This is a genomic window from Cutibacterium namnetense, from assembly GCF_001642025.1.
In the GTDB taxonomy this organism is placed as follows: domain Bacteria; phylum Actinomycetota; class Actinomycetes; order Propionibacteriales; family Propionibacteriaceae; genus Cutibacterium; species Cutibacterium namnetense.
The window spans coordinates 185,398-200,719 of record NZ_LWHO01000001.1; the positions used below are offsets into that span (position 1 = coordinate 185,398).

Consider the following 15,322-nt stretch of genomic DNA (forward strand, 5'->3'; position numbering starts at 1 on the left):
CCCGAAACCGCATCGTCACGACGTCACGGCAGGATGTCCTCGTAGTAGGTGTTCTTCAACAGCTTCGACAACAGCCACCCACCCGGCAGACGTCCGTTGTTCAGCGTCTTCGCCGAAGCCAGCAGGGAGCGGATGTCATATTGGGCTGGCCAGATGGGCGGAATGTCACGGTCAAGGTCGAGCAACCCGTAGACGGCCATCATTGCGGTGCGGGCCGAGCCCTCCGTAGTGAAGATGCAGTCGTCAGGGGTTTCAACAAACTGCCCAAGGCAGGCGAGGTTGACGCAGCCATCGGGAATGACCTCGGGCCGATCGCCCTTGCCACGCGGCATGAAAAAGGCTGTGACGTAGGGCATCGTGGCAATGCGCACCTTGGTGCGAGCCTTGATCTCCTCGAACTGGTCGAGCAGGCCAAAGTGGTAGCAGTATTCCTTGAGTAATTCCTCGCCGGTGCACTCCAGCATCGGCTTGTGCACACAGTCACCCTTCGCGAAGGGGTACAGTCCGTAGGCCCAAGCCACCCCCCAGTCCTCGGGCTGGCCGTGGAACTGCGGCTGGCGGTTCATCGTCAACGACAGGCACCACGAAGAGTCCTCGGCTGTGATGATGCCACCGGTGACGGTGCGTCCCGACAGTGGATCATTGCCGGTCAGTTCCTTGATCTTCTTGAGGAACGGGTGGTCGCGTCCGATGAAGTTGAAGCTGATCGACTGCCACACCGTCTTGTCGGGATCGGCGCAGAAGACATCCGGGCGTCCAAAGACTGGGGAACGTTTCACCAGGTTGCGCCATAACTGCCAGCCGGCCTCCATCTCCTTGTGGTAAGGGGCAGCGTGGTCCATGTCACCGTAGCCGGTGCATTCAGTGAGCGAGCCGTTGGTGACGAAGACCAGATCCTTGGGGGTCATCTCGATGCGGTGGTTGCCGCCTTGGGCATCGCGGTACAAGACGGCGCGGGCGATCTTGCGGTGCGCAGTGATCTCTAAGTCGACGTCGTAAACCAGCGACTCGTACTGGAAGTTGACCCCCTGATCGGTCAACCAGCGCACAAGTGGCACGACGAACGAGTCGTACTGGTTGTACCTGGAGAATCTCAGGCACGACAGATCGGAGAACCCGGGCAGATACTGCAAGAAGCGATGCATGTAGCGCTTGAGCTCGGTTAGCGACTGCCACTGCTCGAAGGCGAACATCGTCTTCCACAAGGTGTAGAAGGTCGACTGGAGGAAATCCTCGTCGAACCAGTCCTCGATGGACTTGTAGTAGGTGTCGGACTCCTTGGCCAGCAGAAGCCTGACGATCGCCAGCTGACCTTTCTTATTGAGCCCCATTTTCGAGGCGTCGCGCTTGTGACCGCAATTATTAATGATCCGGCACCGGTTGATGTTGGGATCGTTCTCGTTCACGATACGGAACTCGTCAAGCACCGAATAGGGAGCCGGCATCTCCAAAGCTGGAATGTCCTGCATGATGTCCCAGAAGCATTCAAAATGCTGGCCCATTTCGCGCCCGCCGCGGGCAATGAAGCCCGCCTCGGTGTCGCCGTTGCCGTCGAAAGCGCCGCCAGGGACCTTGAGCTCCTCGAGGATGGTGATGTTAGCTCCGGGCAGCTGACCGTCGCGGATGAGGAAGGCGGCGGCGGTCAGGGCCGCGATCCCCGAGCCGACGATGTAGGCCTTGCGCTCGGCAGCATCGTCGGGGGTACGGGTCGGTTGTGGGTGTAGGTGCCCAGATCGTTGTGGACGTACGCATTGCCATCAGGGCTGGTCGGGTAGCTGCGTTGGTAGATGTGTTGGAAGTTCGTCATGATTTACTCCTCGCGCGACTCTCCCGGAAGTTCTTCGGTGAACCTCGACCATCTCCACGATAGCGCTGCCGCAGCGCAATGGAACTTCGCCGCCAGCCTTTGCAGGAATTCTTAAGGTGCGCCGTCAGTTCTCAGCAACGGAGCACGAGTCCTTGTCACTGCAAGGTGCCATACTGGTCCTTGGACACGGGGTGCGCCTTGGTGGCGCTGAGATCACACCCGTGGAACCTGATCTAGTTCGTACTGGCGAAGGGATGTCCAAGATGGTTATTTCCACCACCGACGCGGCTGCTGAGCGGGGGGCAATTCCCCGCGTGCTATCGATTGCGGGAACCGATCCGTCCGGGGGCGCTGGCACCGCAGCCGACACCAAGTCGATCACCGCAGCAGGTGGATATGCGATGACTGTTGCCACCTCCCTGGTGGCCCAAAACACCACGGGGGTGCGGGCCCTCCACACCCCGTCCACCGAGTTCCTGGAGCAGCAGCTGTCAGCTATCAGCGACGATGTGACGATCGACGCCGTCAAGACGGGGATGCTCGGCACCGTTGAGATCGTCGACACGGTTGCGGCCTTCCTCGACGTGCACCGACCGCCGGTGGTTGTTGTCGATCCGGTCATGGTCGCCACTAGCGGGGACCGCCTCCTTGCCCCCGACGCCGAAGCAGCCATGCGCGAGTTTTGTCGCCGCGCGACCGTCATCACCCCGAATACTTCAGAGCTTGCGGTGCTGTGCCAAAGTGACCCGGCGACGACTCAGGAACAGGCAGTGGAGCAGGCTCGGCGGTGGGCGGCTGAGACGGGAACGGCCGTCGTCGTCAAAACCGGCCATCTGGATTCGCAGCGAGTCGACAACGTGTGGGTGACACCAGACGGGACGACGTACACCGCCCCGGCAGCGCGAGTGGAGACGACCAACACCCACGGCACTGGATGCTCGCTGTCGTCGGCACTGGCGACCCGGTTGGGTGCTGGTGATACCCCAGGGAACGCTCTGGTGTGGGTCACCGACTGGCTACACGAGGCGATTCAGTACGGGTCGGCGCTGAACGTCGGTAAAGGCCACGGCCCAGTGGACCATTCTCATCGGGCACGTCGGCTGGCCGAGGATGCCTCAGCGGTGGCGTGGCTCGCGCCAATCGACCCATTGGAGTCTCCAGAAGACTTGGTTGGATCGGCTGAGCCTGTACCGGAGGCGGTCGTTGCCCCAGGCGGGCCATGGACGACAGCCCTGTGGCAAGCAAGCGGGGACATCGCGCGTCGCATCGAGGACGCTAACTTCGTTGCCGCTCTCGTCGACGGCACCCTGTCGAAATCGGCCTTCGAATTCTACCTGGGGCAAGACGCTCAGTACCTCACCTACTACTCACGAGCCTTGGCGTCCTTGGCGGCTCGTGCTGTCGATCCGGAAGAGTCGGTGTGGTGGGCGCAGTCCTTCCAGGCGTGCCTTGTCGAGGAAGCAGAACTGCACCGCTCCTGGCTGGGGGACCGCGGCGAGGCGATCGCGGGGCCGGTGACCATGGCCTACACGGATTTCCTATTAGCCCGGACGCTAGGTGATGACTACGTTGTCGGTACGGCAGCGGTGCTGCCCTGCTTCTGGCTTTATGCGCACCTGGGTGCCAAGGTTCCGCATGTTCCCGAGGACCACCCTTATGCCTCATGGCTGCAGACCTACGGAGACCCAGAGTTCGTCGAGGGGACGTCACACACCATCAGCGTGGTAGAAAAAGCCTTCGAGAACGCCTCCCCGGTCGGTCGGGCCCGCGCTGCCCACGCCTACCTGACCGCCTGCCGCCACGAGTTGGAATTCTTCGATCAGGCCTTGCGGGTCTGACTGGCTCGTCAAGGATCCACATGACCGCACCTGTGTTTGCTACGCCTCGGACCCCAGCAGGAACATCAATGCCCGGTGAGAGGCGCGCTGCTTCGTGGGTTTGTCATCGGCAACATCCACGTCTCCCTTCGCCTGGCGGCCCTAGGACTGCAATTATCGACGGGCGAGATACCGACATCAACGATGTGGCGAGGGCGGCATGACGGTTGACGAGGTTGCTGCAGCGGTGCGTCGCCGGGCTGTGATGGTCCATTGCCTCACCGCCACTGTCAGCATGTCGCTGGTGGCCGACGGCTTGTTGGCGGCAGGGCTGCGTCCCATGATGACCGAGACCCTGGAAGAGGCGCCGGTCATCGTCACGGCTGCGGACGCATTGTTGGTGAATCTGGGAACCCTCTCCACCGACGGGATGGCCGGCATCCCGGCCACCGTTGCCGCGCGTCCCGAGGAAACCCCGTGGGTGCTTGACCCGACGGCCATCGGGCTGGCCCCGGTGCGTACCCGGATGGCCCGAGAGCTCCTTGATGCTAGGCCTGACATCGTTAAAGGGAACGCCTCAGAGGTCCTCGCCCTCGCCGGCGGAAAAGGTGGACGCGGAGCCGATTCTGCTGACACCCCACAACACGCCGCCGATGCGGCCATCGAGGTGGCGCGCCGCACCGGGGGAGTCGTGGTGGTCTCGGGGCCGACAGATATCGTCGTAACCGCTGATGGGGTGGCTGAGAGAATCGCGCGCGGACATCCGATGATGGCGCGGGTGACAGGGACCGGATGCCTGCTAGGCGCTTTGGCTGCGGGGTGCCTCGTGACAGCCGATGACGCAGTTGAAGCCGCGGTGGCGGCCGTGACGTGGCTCGACGTAGCCGGGGAGATCGCGGCAGCGCGTGCTGGCGGACCCGGAAGTTTTCGGGTGCAGTTACTTGACGCCCTTGACGAAGCGGCGACAACTGGAAAAGAGGAGGCGAGATGACCCTAGACCTGCGGTGCTATTTAGTGACATCGGGGAGCGATCGCCACACCGTCGAGACGGCCGCGTTAGCCGCTGGGGCGGGCGCCGGAATGGTGCAGGTGCGGGCCAAGGAATTGTCCACTCGCGACCTGCTTAGCCTGGTTTTGCAGGTTGGCGAAGCGGTTCGTAGGGCGAATCCCGCGACCCGGGTGGTTGTAGATGATCGCGCCGATGTCGCCTGGGCAGCCATGCGGGCGCAAGGGAACGTCCACGGGGTGCACGTCGGATCGCAGGATCTCCCGGTACGTGACACGCGGGCGATGCTGGGCCCCGACGCGATTGTTGGTTACACGACGGGGACCTTGGACCTGGTGAGATCGGCCGAGCTGTTCGCCGATGCACTCGACTATGTGGGCGCCGGGCCCTTCCGACCTACCCCGACCAAGGAATCGGGCCGCTCCCCCCTCGGCGTTCAGGGGTATCCGGCCTTAGTAGCGGCGAGCAGCCTGCCGATTGTGGCCATCGGTGATGTCCAGGTGGCGGATGTCCCTGCGCTGGCAGCTACCGGTGTGGCGGGCATCGCGATGGTGCGGGCCATCATGGCCTCTGCTGATCCCGCTGCAGTGGTGCGGCAGGTTGTGCAGGCCTTCGATGAAGTCCGGGTCAGTTCAGGCTCCTAAGCGGTTTCGTGGGTTGAAGTTTTCCCCTGTCAGGGTGGCAGATGGCGGTCCCGCCTTACTTTGCGAAGCTGTGACTTTGCTGCCGGTATCTCTGTCCTTTCCCTTGCGACCTCTTCCCCTGCTACCTCCGTGTGGTGATACGGGTCGTGATCATCAGAGATGCCTGGTGGTGTTGCAGGTCGTGCGGTCATAACCCCGATTTCCACAACTGGGCATAACCACCTGTCATCTAGCTAGAGAGGTCAGCAGGTTTTACGTCGGTATGGCGCCATTCATGATCTGGCGCAGAACCTGGTTGGTGAACGTGGTCTTGGGGCGGTGGCGTTTGTGCAAGTGATTGATAATCCAGTCGAGTACGAACTTCGGATCGCGCCGCAGCATCGTCGGGGTGGTGTGCAAGATCCTCCACCCGGCCTGCTCCAGATGGGCCGAACGCAACATCATCGCCTCATACCCCTCCGGGGTGCCGTGGACCGAGCGGCCTTCCATCTCCACATCCACCATTTCAGCCTGGAACGCTTGATCCAGGAAATAGTGATAATTCTCCTCACCAACCCATACTTCGTGGTTTGGCCTATGACCAGTAATCCCGGCTGCCCGTAGGATCCGCGTCAATTCCAGTTCGGGGATTGACCAGGGGTTCAGGTCGATGTCGGCTAGCGCACGGTCGACTTCGGATTTCGAGTAGCGGCCGGTGAGGGCTTTGCGAGCTGCCCGACATGAGGCCGGGGTCACTAGGCGTTGGCGCAGGGCCTGGCACACCCAGTCCCACTGACCTTGGATCGCCAGGATGATCACCGATACCTCCGGAATCGCGACCTGTACCCCGGCATCTTCGGTGGTGAAGTCGTGGGGCACGTGCCAGCGATGTACCCAGATACGGGGTCGTGTCAGGCGGCGGGTGGGTGAGAACGCCTCGATGGTCTTGATGCCGGTGTAGTCCCAGCGCCGCTGAGTGACCGGATTTTCCAGCCCGAGTAATACCAGGGCGGCCATGCCGACCAGTGTCGCGTCGCGGTGCCACAACTGCAGCGCCTGGATCAACGTAGTGACGTGGCGGGCAACCCCGGTCGCGGCCACCACTCCCGGCAGGACTCGTGCTGCATCGCCTCGGGCGACGGCTCGGTCAGCCTGCCCCCGCAATGGGCTGTCACGGACAATGCGCGCCGCCCCGCCGTTGTGGCGCAGCTCTAGTTCAAGATTTTCCCTCATGTCCACAGTTATCGGCGTGGACTCGCAGATGCGCCATGCTTTTCCAAACCTGTGGACGACCCAGCTCAGGCCACCCGACCTGGCTGTGGATAATTCGCGGCCCACCCTCACCCCAACCACGCAGGATGGCACCACGGGCAGTTGTAGCCCCGATCGCCACAGCCAGGCTGGAGGAGGGGAGGGCCACTGTGGGGGTCGTGAAGAGAGCGACCGGGGTGACACGCTCCCGGAGCCAATTCGGACCGGCGATGTTAGGAAAACGTCAGGATCTGGCACACCCCCATATGGGATCCGTAGGGAAGCGCGACAACGCCCTGGTCACACGGTTTCGATGGGTGGTGGTGCCACAACCGGCACCCCCGGAAAACCCGGGTCATCGTCAAGGAGCCTGTCATGCTCGACGTCATCTGGCTGCTCGGTGTCATCGCCTTGTTCATCTTGCTTGCCCTGTGCGTGAAGGGAGTCGATGCGCTATGACCATCCTCAATCTGGTGGCCGCCATCCTCGGTATATCCGCCGTTGTGTACCTCGTGATCGCCCTTATCCGCCCGGAGCGTTTCTGATGACGTGGTTCTATTTCCTGGCGAGTCTGGCTCTGCTCGCTATCGCGCTCGGTATCGCCCAACATCACCTGGGCGCCTACATGGCCCGTGTCTTCACCTCTGATGAGGACACGAGGATCGAGAGCTGGTGCTACCGCATCATGGGGGTCAACCCTCGCGCCGGTCAGACGTGGAAGTCGTATGCTCGCGCGGTATTGGCCTTCAGCTTGTGCGGTGTCGTCTTCCTTTACGCCCTGCAACGTCTTCAGCCGTGGCTGCCATGGTCGTTGGGCAAGCGATCGGTAAATCCGGCAGTTTCCTTCAACACCGCAATCTCTTTCGTCACGAACACCAACTGGCAGGCCTACTCCCCGGAGGCGACCCTCGGGCACTTCGTCCAGTTCGTCGGCCTGTGCGTGCAGAATTTCGTCTCCGCCGCCACCGGTATTGCCGTTGCGGTTGCGCTGGTGCGCGGATTCGTCGGCCGCGGGAAGCACACCATCGGCAACTTCTGGGTAGATCTCACCCGTTGCACGCTGCGCATTCTCATGCCGACTGCCGCAGCCGCGGCTTTCCTGCTTATCGCTGGTGGCGCGGTCCAGAACTTCACCGGGTTCCTGCACGTGACTGGTGTGGCTGGCGGAGATCAGGTCATCCCGGGCGGCCCCGTCGCCTCTCAGGAGGCCATCAAAGAGCTTGGCACCAATGGTGGCGGCTTCTTTAACGGCAACTCGTCCCACCCCTTCGAGAATCCGCAGCCGTGGACGAACATGCTCGAGATCTTCCTCATCCTGCTCATCCCATTCTCGCTGCCTCGCACCTTCGGGAAGATGGTGGAAGATGTGCGGCAGGGTAGGGCAATACTCGCTGCGATGGTCGTCTTGTTCACCATCAACCTATTTGCCATGGCCGCCGCCGAATTCTCCGGCCACGGTACTGCCGCACGCCTAGCGGGAGCCGCGATGGAGGGCAAGGAGCAGCGGTTTGGACTGGCCCAGTCGGTCCTGTTCGCTAACTCGACGACGATGACTTCCACCGGCGCAGTTGACTCGATGCACGACTCCTTTACCGCTATCGGAGGCATGTTCACCATGCTGAACATGATGCTCGGCGAAGTTAGCCCTGGCGGTGTGGGAACTGGCCTGTATGGCATGCTCGTTGTTGCGGTCATCGCGGTCTTCATTGCCGGGCTTCTGGTCGGTCGTACGCCGGAATACCTCGGCAAGAAGATCGGCCCGCGCGAGATGAAGCTGTCTGCCCTGTACATCCTCGTCATGCCAGCCCTGGTGCTGTGCGGTGTATCCCTGAGCCTGGCTGTCCCAGGCATACGTAGTAGTGTCGTCCATACCTCGATCGCTAATCCGGGTGAGCACGGGCTGTCCGAGTTGGTGTACGCCTTCACCTCAGCTGCCAACAACAATGGTTCGGCCTTCGCTGGTTTGGACGCCTCGACGAATTGGATGTGTGCCGCTCTCGGTGTGGTTATGCTCCTCGGACGCTTCGTACCGATCATCCTCATCCTGGCTCTGTCGGGTGCTTTGGTTGAACGCGACCCAGTGCCGGTCACCGCTGGCACCCTTCCCACTCACAACGCACTGTTCACCACCCTGATCGTGTTCACCGCCATCCTCGTCACAGCGCTTGTCTTCTTCCCGGTCCTCACGCTCGGACCGCTGGCCGAAGGATTGATCTGATCATGACCGTCATCCCCTCGAATTCGCGTTCTCACGGTCTCACCGGGGCTCAGGTGCGTCAGGCCCTGCCCGGTGCCATCCGCAAACTCGACCCGCGCTCCCAGTGGCGCAACCCGGTCATGTTTCTAGTGTGGGTTGGTGCAGCCCTGACAACCATTATTGCTGCTCTGGAGCTGCTCACTGGTGACACCGACGGCGGCGTCTCCATCGGCTTTTCCGCGGTCATCGCGGTGTGGCTGTGGTTGACTGTCATCTTTGCCAATCTTGCCGAGTCGATTGCTGAGGGTCGCGGCAAGGCCCAGGCCGAGACCCTGCGCAAGACCCGCACCGCCACCAGTGCGATTCGCGTCGACGGCTGGGACGAGCGGAACGATCCGTCCGCTGAGCGCACCGCGACAACCGAGGTCGTCTCCTCGGAGCTCAAGTATGGCGACGTCGTCGTTGTGGCGGCGGGCCAGACGATCCCGGGTGATGGGGACATCGTCTGGGGCATCGCTTCGGTCGACGAATCGGCCATCACCGGCGAGTCAGCCCCTGTGGTGCGTGAGTCCGGCGGTGACCGATCTGCCGTCACCGGCGGCACGACAGTGCTTTCGGACCGCATCGTCGTCAAAATCACCTCGAAGCCCGGGCAGAGTTTCGTCGACCGTATGATCGCTTTGGTTGAGGGCTCCGGACGTCAGAAGACCCCCAACGAGATTGCCCTCAATATTTTGTTGGCGAGCCTCTCGATCGTCTTCGTCCTCGTTACTCTGACCCTCAACCCGATCGCATCCTTGGCCGCTAAGCCGGTGAGTATCACGGTATTGGTGGCGCTGTTGGTTTGCCTCGTCCCGACGACGATCGGCGCTCTCCTGTCGGCTATCGGCATCGCGGGTATGGACCGTCTAGTGCAGCACAACGTGTTGGCGATGTCTGGACGCGCGGTGGAGGCTGCCGGTGATGTAACGACCCTTCTGCTCGACAAGACTGGCACCATCACCTACGGAAACCGTCGTGCCAGCGAGTTCCTCCCGATGCCGGGTGTCAGCGACGCAGAGATTCGTGACGCGGCCGCCCGGTCCTCACTGGCCGACCCGACTCCGGAGGGCACCTCCATCGTCGATCTGGCCCGCGAGCAGGGCTTTTCTCCTGATGCCTACGGCGAGCAGGGGGAGGTCGTTCCCTTCACCGCACAGACCAGAATGTCGGGCATCGACCTTCCTGACGGCACCGAGATCCGTAAAGGTGCTGGATCCGCTGTACGCGCCTGGCTGACGGAGTCCCACATCAATATGGACATCGACACGCTGGCGCACATGGATCGCCGGGTCGACTCGGTGTCCCAGTCCGGTGGTACTCCGCTCGTCGTGGCGGTACGCACCCCCGACCACTCGGGCAAGGTGCTCGGCGTCGTTCACCTCAAGGACATCGTCAAGGAGGGTCTAACCGACCGGTTTGCTGAGCTGCGTCGAATGGGCATCCGCACCGTCATGGTGACCGGAGACAACCCGCTGACCGCAGCCGCCATTGCCAAGGAGGCTGGCGTGGACGATTTCCTCGCCGAGGCCACCCCGGAGGACAAGCTCGCCTACATCCGCAAGGAGCAGGAGGGTGGCCGGATGGTCGCGATGACCGGTGACGGCACCAACGATGCCCCGGCTCTGGCCCAGGCGGACGTCGGCGTCGCGATGAACACCGGCACCTCGGCTGCTAAGGAGGCCGGCAACATGGTGGACCTTGACTCCGACCCGACGAAGCTCATCAGCATTGTCGGAATCGGCAAGCAACTACTCATCACGCGCGGTGCCCTGACGACCTTCTCGATCGCCAACGATATTGCCAAGTATTTTGCGATCATCCCAGCGATCTTCATGGCGACCTACCCGGGTCTGTCGGCCCTCAACATTATGGGTTTGCATTCCCCAGCGTCAGCGGTGCTCTCGGCGATCATCTTTAACGCCATCATCATCGTTATTTTGGTTCCGCTGGCCCTCAAAGGCGTGGCATACAAGCCCGCCGGGGCGTCGAAAATCCTCGCACGGAACCTGCGCATCTACGGGTTGGGCGGTGTTGTTGCGCCGTTCATCGGCATCTGGCTTATCGACCTGATTATCCGTCTCATTCCCGGCTTCTGATCGGAGTTCATCATGATCATCTCCTCTAGGACTCGCACCGTCCTCGTCGGGTTGCGCTCGATGCTGCTGTTTACTGTTATCGTCGGCGTCGTGTACACCGGCCTTATGACTGGGCTGGGCCAGTTGATGCTCCATCACCAAGCCAACGGCTCGCAGTTGGAGGTCAACGGCAAGGTGGTCGGCTCGACCCTCATCGGCCAGTCCTTCACCGACAAGGGTGGAAGGCCGTTGCCGAAGTACTTCCAGCCGCGTCCCTCGGCTGCCGGTGACGACGGTTACGATGCCGGGTCCTCGGGCGGTTCCAACATGGGCCCGGAAAACCCGGACCTGGCGAAGGCCATCAAGGAGCGTCGCAGCCAGGTGGCGGCCTTCAACCACGTCGATGCTGACCGGGTACCCGCTGATGCTGTGACGGCGTCGTCGTCGGGTCTGGACCCACATATCAGCCCCGAATACGCCAATATCCAGATCGCTCGGGTGGCGAAGGCTCGTCATCTCGACAAGGCCGTCGTACGGCGGATCGTTGACGATAACACCACGGGACGCCAACTCGGGTTCCTCGGTGAGACTAAGGTCAACGTCGTGACGCTCAATGCCGAACTGGATCGCCAGCACTGACGGTGCTGACGGTCGGGTAATCATGGCCTAGGAGGACGCGGTGGCTGTTCGGGGAAGGTTGCGGGTGCTGCTGGGCGCGGCACCGGGCGTCGGCAAGACCTACGCCATGCTTGACGAGGGCAAGCACCTGCGCGCCGGGGGGTCTGATGTCGTTATCGCCGTTGTTGAGACTCACGGCCGGGCAGCTACTGCGGCAATGACCGAGGGGATGGAGGTCATCCCGCGGCACTACGTCGAGTGCCGTGGCATTGAGCTGCCGGAGATGGATCTTGACGGGGTGCTGGCCCAGCACCCTGACGTCGCCCTCGTCGACGAACTTGCCCACACCAACGCCCCCGGGTCCCGTAATGAGAAGCGTTGGCAGGACGTTGAGGAGCTTCTGGAGGCCGGGATTGACGTCATCTCGACGGTCAACATCCAGCACATCGAGTCCCTCAACGACGTCGTTGAGCAAATCACTGGGGTACCACAGCGCGAGACTGTCCCGGACACCGTGCTGCGCAGGGCCAGCCAGGTGGAGGTCGTCGACCTCGCCCCGCAGGCCCTGCGCGACCGGTTGTCGAGCGGCAAGGTGTATCCGGCCGAGCGGATCGACGCGGCCTTGTCAAACTACTTCCGGCTCGGCAATCTCACCGCCCTGCGTGAGTTGGCCTTGTTGTGGGTGGCCGACGAGGTCGATCACGCGCTGGTCGACTACCGTAGCGAGCACGGCATCGACTCCCGTTGGGAAGCCCGTGAACGGGTAGTCGTCGCCCTGACAGGGGGTCGGGAGGGCGAAACCCTGCTGCGACGCGGTGCCCGGATCGCGGTTCGAGCCGGTGGCGGAGAGTTGCTGGCGGTGCACGTCACCACCGAGGACGGGCTGCGCTCCCCGCATCCGGGGGAACTAGCCCGGCAACGAGGGTTGGTGGACAAGCTAGGAGGGTCCTTCCACCAGCTCGTTGGCGATGACATCCCCGAGACTCTCATCGAGTTCGCGAAGTCGGTCAACGCCACCCAGCTCGTCATCGGGGCTAGTCGGCGTGGCAAACTCTCGCGGCTGTTGACCGGACACGACGTCGAGGCAGACATCATCCGGGCTTCCGGTGCTATCGACGTTCACATCGTCAGTCATGACGCCCAGGCGAAGGCGCTACGTTTGCCGCGGATGGGTGGGTCGTTGTCGACGCGGCGTCGGATCGCTGGTTTCGCTGTGCTGGCGGTGCTCGGGCCACTCTTGACGTGGCTGTTGGTGTCGTCGCGTAGCCCGGAGGCGCTGACGACCGATGTGCTGGCTTACGAGTTGCTGGCCGTCGTGGTGGCCTTGGTAGGTGGGGCATTTTCGTCGCTCATTGCGGCTCTGGCCTCGGGTTTTGCGCTGGACTATTTTTTCACCAAACCTTTCTACACCGTCACCGTCAACGAACCGTTACACCTGGTGGCACTGTTGCTGTACCTGCTCACCGCGGCCCTGGTGAGTGTTGTTGTCGATCGCGCTGCCCGTAAGACCCGGGTGGCTCGACGCGCCGCCGCTGAGTCGGGACTGTTGCAGTCGGTGGCCGGTTTGGTGCTGCGCGGCGAGGACGCCGTTGAGTCGTTGTTGTCCAGGGCGACTGAGGCTTTCGGGCTATCTGGGGCGCGATTGATGACCGACGGAAAGGTTGTGGCAAATTGGGGTACAACGAGTGATCAAGTCACGGAGCATCGCATCGACGACCATAGCGTGGTGGAATTCCACGGCCCGGAGCCGGACGCCTCGGAGCGTCGGCTGATGTCGGTCATCGCCGCCCAGTTGGGGACAGCCTTGGAGCAGCATCAGCTGGAGGAGACGGCGAAGGCGGTGGAGCCGTTAGCGGCCACCGACCGGGTGCGCACGGCGTTGTTGTCAGCGGTCGGTCACGACCTGCGTCGCCCCCTGGCGGCTGCCACCGCGGCTGTGTCTGGGCTGCGCAGCGAGTGGTCGAAGCTTTCTGACCAGGATCGTGCCGATTTGTTGGAAACCGCTGATGAGGCGTTGTCGCAGTTGGCGAATCTGGTCACCGACCTTCTCGACGTCTCCCGGTTGCAGTCGGGGGTGCTGGGGGTCTCGGTGATGGCGGTAGACCCGGCGGAGGTCATCATGCCGGCGTTGGACGAGTTGTCCCTGGGGCCGGCCGATGTGGAGATTGATCTGGGTTCTGACGTCCCCGAGATGATCGCTGACCCGGCCTTGTTGCAGCGAGTCGTCGTCAACCTGCTGTCGAATGCGCTGCGCTATGAGCCGGCAGGCAGTCGGGTGCGGTTGGCGGAGAGCAGCTTCGCCAACCAGGTGGAGATTCGGGTTATCGATCATGGCCCGGGCATTCCGGAGGACCGCCGTGACGATGTCATGGTGCCTTTCCAGCGGCTAGGTGATACGGATTCCAGCGTAGGGCTGGGGCTTGGCCTGGCGCTGTCGAAGGGGTTCGTCGAGGGAATGGACGGCACCCTGGCCTTGGAGGACACTCCCGGTGGGGGACTGACGATGGTGATCAGCTTGCCCCGAGTAGGGGATGAGGAGGCAAGTGCGCAATGAGAATTCTTATCGCTGATGACGACCCGCAGTTCCTGCGAGCCTTGCGGATCACTTTGAGAGCTAGGGGATACGAGGTCTTGTTGGCGCGTGATGGGCAGCACGCCTTGGAGATGGCCATCGATCACAAGCCGGACATCATTTTGCTGGATCTCGGAATGCCGCGTCTCGACGGGGTAAAGGTCATTGAGGCGGTGCGCGGCTGGTCGTCGGCGCCGATCCTGGTGATCTCGGGACGATCCGGGTCGGCCGAGAAGGTGGAAGCCCTTGACGCTGGGGCTGACGACTACGTCACCAAACCATTCTCGATGGATGAGTTGCTTGCCCGTATCCGCGTTTTGACAAGGCGTATCGGCCAGGACGAGGGAGATGAGGAACCAATCGTCGCTTTCGGGTCGGTGTGGGTGGATCTGGCTGCGCACACCGTGACCCGTGACGGGGCCAATGTCAGGCTGACGCCGACCGAGTGGCGGGTGCTGGAGCTGCTCATCCGTAATGAAGGTCGGCTGGTGACTCGTCAGACCATGCTGAGTCAGGTCTGGGGCTCCGAGCACGTCACCGACACCGGCTACCTGAGGCTCTACATTTCCCAGTTGCGCAAGAAGCTGGAGCCCGAGCCGAGTAGGCCGCGGTATCTCATCACTGATGCCGGAATGGGGTACCGGTTGGTGCTTGACCCCTGATATATGCATATAATAATGCACATGCCCACTAGAAACGTGTATGTCTCCGACGAAGACCAAAACCTGTTCCAAGAAGCAGCCGAGCTTGCAGGAGGGTTTTCACCTGCAGTGAGCGAAGCTCTGCGCGAGTACGTGAAACGTCGCAAGCTGATGAGGGGAGGGGCCGAGCAGGTTGAGGTAGATCTGCGTACTGACGGGATCGATCACCGTGTCTCGTTCATGGGGCGTCGGTTGGTCAAGGTGCAACGAGACCACGAGCAGGGCTGTCGCATTGATACCGTCTACGCGACTGCCAGGAAGCAATTTGCCGTGGTGTCGAAGGTGCGTCGTGCTCTGCCAAGCTGGGCCGGAGGCAAGGAAGATCTTTGGTCGCATCCAGAAACGTGGGACAAGGAATTCTGGACGGTCGGAGATCGTACGCTTAAAGTTTTTGCGAATTTGGATGAGTTGCGAGCGGCCGATGGTGAACTTGCAGAACGGGTCGACTCAGCGCTGCACGTCGCACCCTATGAGGTTCTGGACATTTAACACGTAGGGGGCTTGAGCGGTGGCCTGAGAGGTAGTGGTCGTCCATCTGCCGGCTACCACGTTTGACTGTTTTCGCTCGTCAGAAGCGTTTCGTCACCGATCAGTGGACCTACTATGCAGAGAG

General features: G+C 62.2%; 11 protein-coding genes, 2 pseudogenes and 1 riboswitch. Of the genes and pseudogenes, 11 read left to right on the forward strand and 2 right to left on the reverse strand.

Annotated features, from left to right (window positions below; translation table 11 throughout):
- Nucleotides 1–23 precede the first annotated feature (23 nt).
- Nucleotides 24–1,807 (reverse strand): annotated as a pseudogene (locus tag A5483_RS00750) (oleate hydratase).
- Between the two features lie 177 nt (nucleotides 1,808–1,984).
- A riboswitch (TPP riboswitch) is annotated at nucleotides 1,985–2,079 on the forward strand.
- Between A5483_RS00750 and A5483_RS00755 the strand changes: the two are divergent.
- The 3 genes from A5483_RS00755 (at nucleotide 2,062) to A5483_RS00765 (ending at nucleotide 5,274) form a co-directional block, all read left to right on the forward strand.
- Complete coding sequence (locus A5483_RS00755) at nucleotides 2,062–3,645, forward strand: bifunctional hydroxymethylpyrimidine kinase/phosphomethylpyrimidine kinase (protein WP_153023060.1); 1,584 nt, start codon at nucleotides 2,062–2,064, stop codon at nucleotides 3,643–3,645. (Overlaps the previous riboswitch by 18 nt.)
- A 199-nt stretch (nucleotides 3,646–3,844) precedes the next feature.
- Complete coding sequence (thiM, locus tag A5483_RS00760; protein WP_063810729.1) at nucleotides 3,845–4,615, forward strand: hydroxyethylthiazole kinase; 771 nt, start codon at nucleotides 3,845–3,847, stop codon at nucleotides 4,613–4,615.
- Entirely contained in the window at nucleotides 4,612–5,274 is a 663-nt protein-coding gene (locus A5483_RS00765; RefSeq protein ID WP_002550230.1) for a thiamine phosphate synthase, read from the forward strand. Before thiM ends, A5483_RS00765 begins: the two co-directional genes overlap by 4 nt.
- Nucleotides 5,275–5,526: 252 nt before the next feature.
- Here the strand turns inward: A5483_RS00765 and A5483_RS00770 are convergent, their stop codons facing one another.
- The gene (locus A5483_RS00770) at nucleotides 5,527–6,486 is read right to left on the reverse strand and encodes an endonuclease domain-containing protein (protein WP_063810730.1); all 960 of its coding nucleotides are present in this window, start codon (nucleotides 6,484–6,486) and stop codon (nucleotides 5,527–5,529) included.
- A 284-nt stretch (nucleotides 6,487–6,770) separates the two neighbouring features.
- Here A5483_RS00770 and A5483_RS11770 point away from each other — a divergent pair.
- The 8 genes and pseudogenes from A5483_RS11770 (at nucleotide 6,771) to A5483_RS00810 (ending at nucleotide 15,198) form a co-directional block, all read left to right on the forward strand.
- Nucleotides 6,771–6,963 (forward strand): annotated as a pseudogene (locus A5483_RS11770) (hypothetical protein).
- Complete coding sequence (locus tag A5483_RS00780) at nucleotides 6,960–7,049, forward strand: potassium-transporting ATPase subunit F (protein WP_042843186.1); 90 nt, start codon at nucleotides 6,960–6,962, stop codon at nucleotides 7,047–7,049. Before A5483_RS11770 ends, A5483_RS00780 begins: the two are co-directional and overlap by 4 nt.
- Nucleotides 7,049–8,722 carry a potassium-transporting ATPase subunit KdpA gene (gene kdpA, locus A5483_RS00785; protein ID WP_063810731.1) on the forward strand — a complete coding sequence of 558 codons (1,674 nt, stop codon included), beginning with the start codon at nucleotides 7,049–7,051 and terminating at the stop codon, nucleotides 8,720–8,722. Before A5483_RS00780 ends, kdpA begins: the two co-directional genes overlap by 1 nt.
- 2 nt (nucleotides 8,723–8,724) lie before the next feature.
- Nucleotides 8,725–10,839, forward strand: a complete 2,115-nt coding sequence (gene kdpB, locus A5483_RS00790) for a potassium-transporting ATPase subunit KdpB (RefSeq protein WP_063810732.1) — start codon at nucleotides 8,725–8,727, stop codon at nucleotides 10,837–10,839.
- Nucleotides 10,840–10,851: 12 nt separating this feature from the next.
- On the forward strand, nucleotides 10,852–11,457 hold the full coding sequence (kdpC, locus tag A5483_RS00795) for a potassium-transporting ATPase subunit KdpC (protein WP_002519872.1): 606 nt from the start codon (nucleotides 10,852–10,854) through the stop codon (nucleotides 11,455–11,457).
- Nucleotides 11,458–11,497: 40 nt separating this feature from the next.
- The gene (locus A5483_RS00800; protein WP_277619682.1) at nucleotides 11,498–13,990 is read left to right on the forward strand and encodes a sensor histidine kinase; all 2,493 of its coding nucleotides are present in this window, start codon (nucleotides 11,498–11,500) and stop codon (nucleotides 13,988–13,990) included.
- Nucleotides 13,987–14,670 (forward strand): response regulator, encoded by a 684-nt coding sequence (locus A5483_RS00805; RefSeq protein ID WP_063810734.1) that lies wholly within the window; start codon nucleotides 13,987–13,989, stop codon nucleotides 14,668–14,670. Before A5483_RS00800 ends, A5483_RS00805 begins: the two co-directional genes overlap by 4 nt.
- 3 nt (nucleotides 14,671–14,673) lie before the next feature.
- Nucleotides 14,674–15,198 (forward strand): EXLDI protein, encoded by a 525-nt coding sequence (locus A5483_RS00810; protein ID WP_063810735.1) that lies wholly within the window; start codon nucleotides 14,674–14,676, stop codon nucleotides 15,196–15,198.
- Nucleotides 15,199–15,322 lie beyond the last annotated feature (124 nt).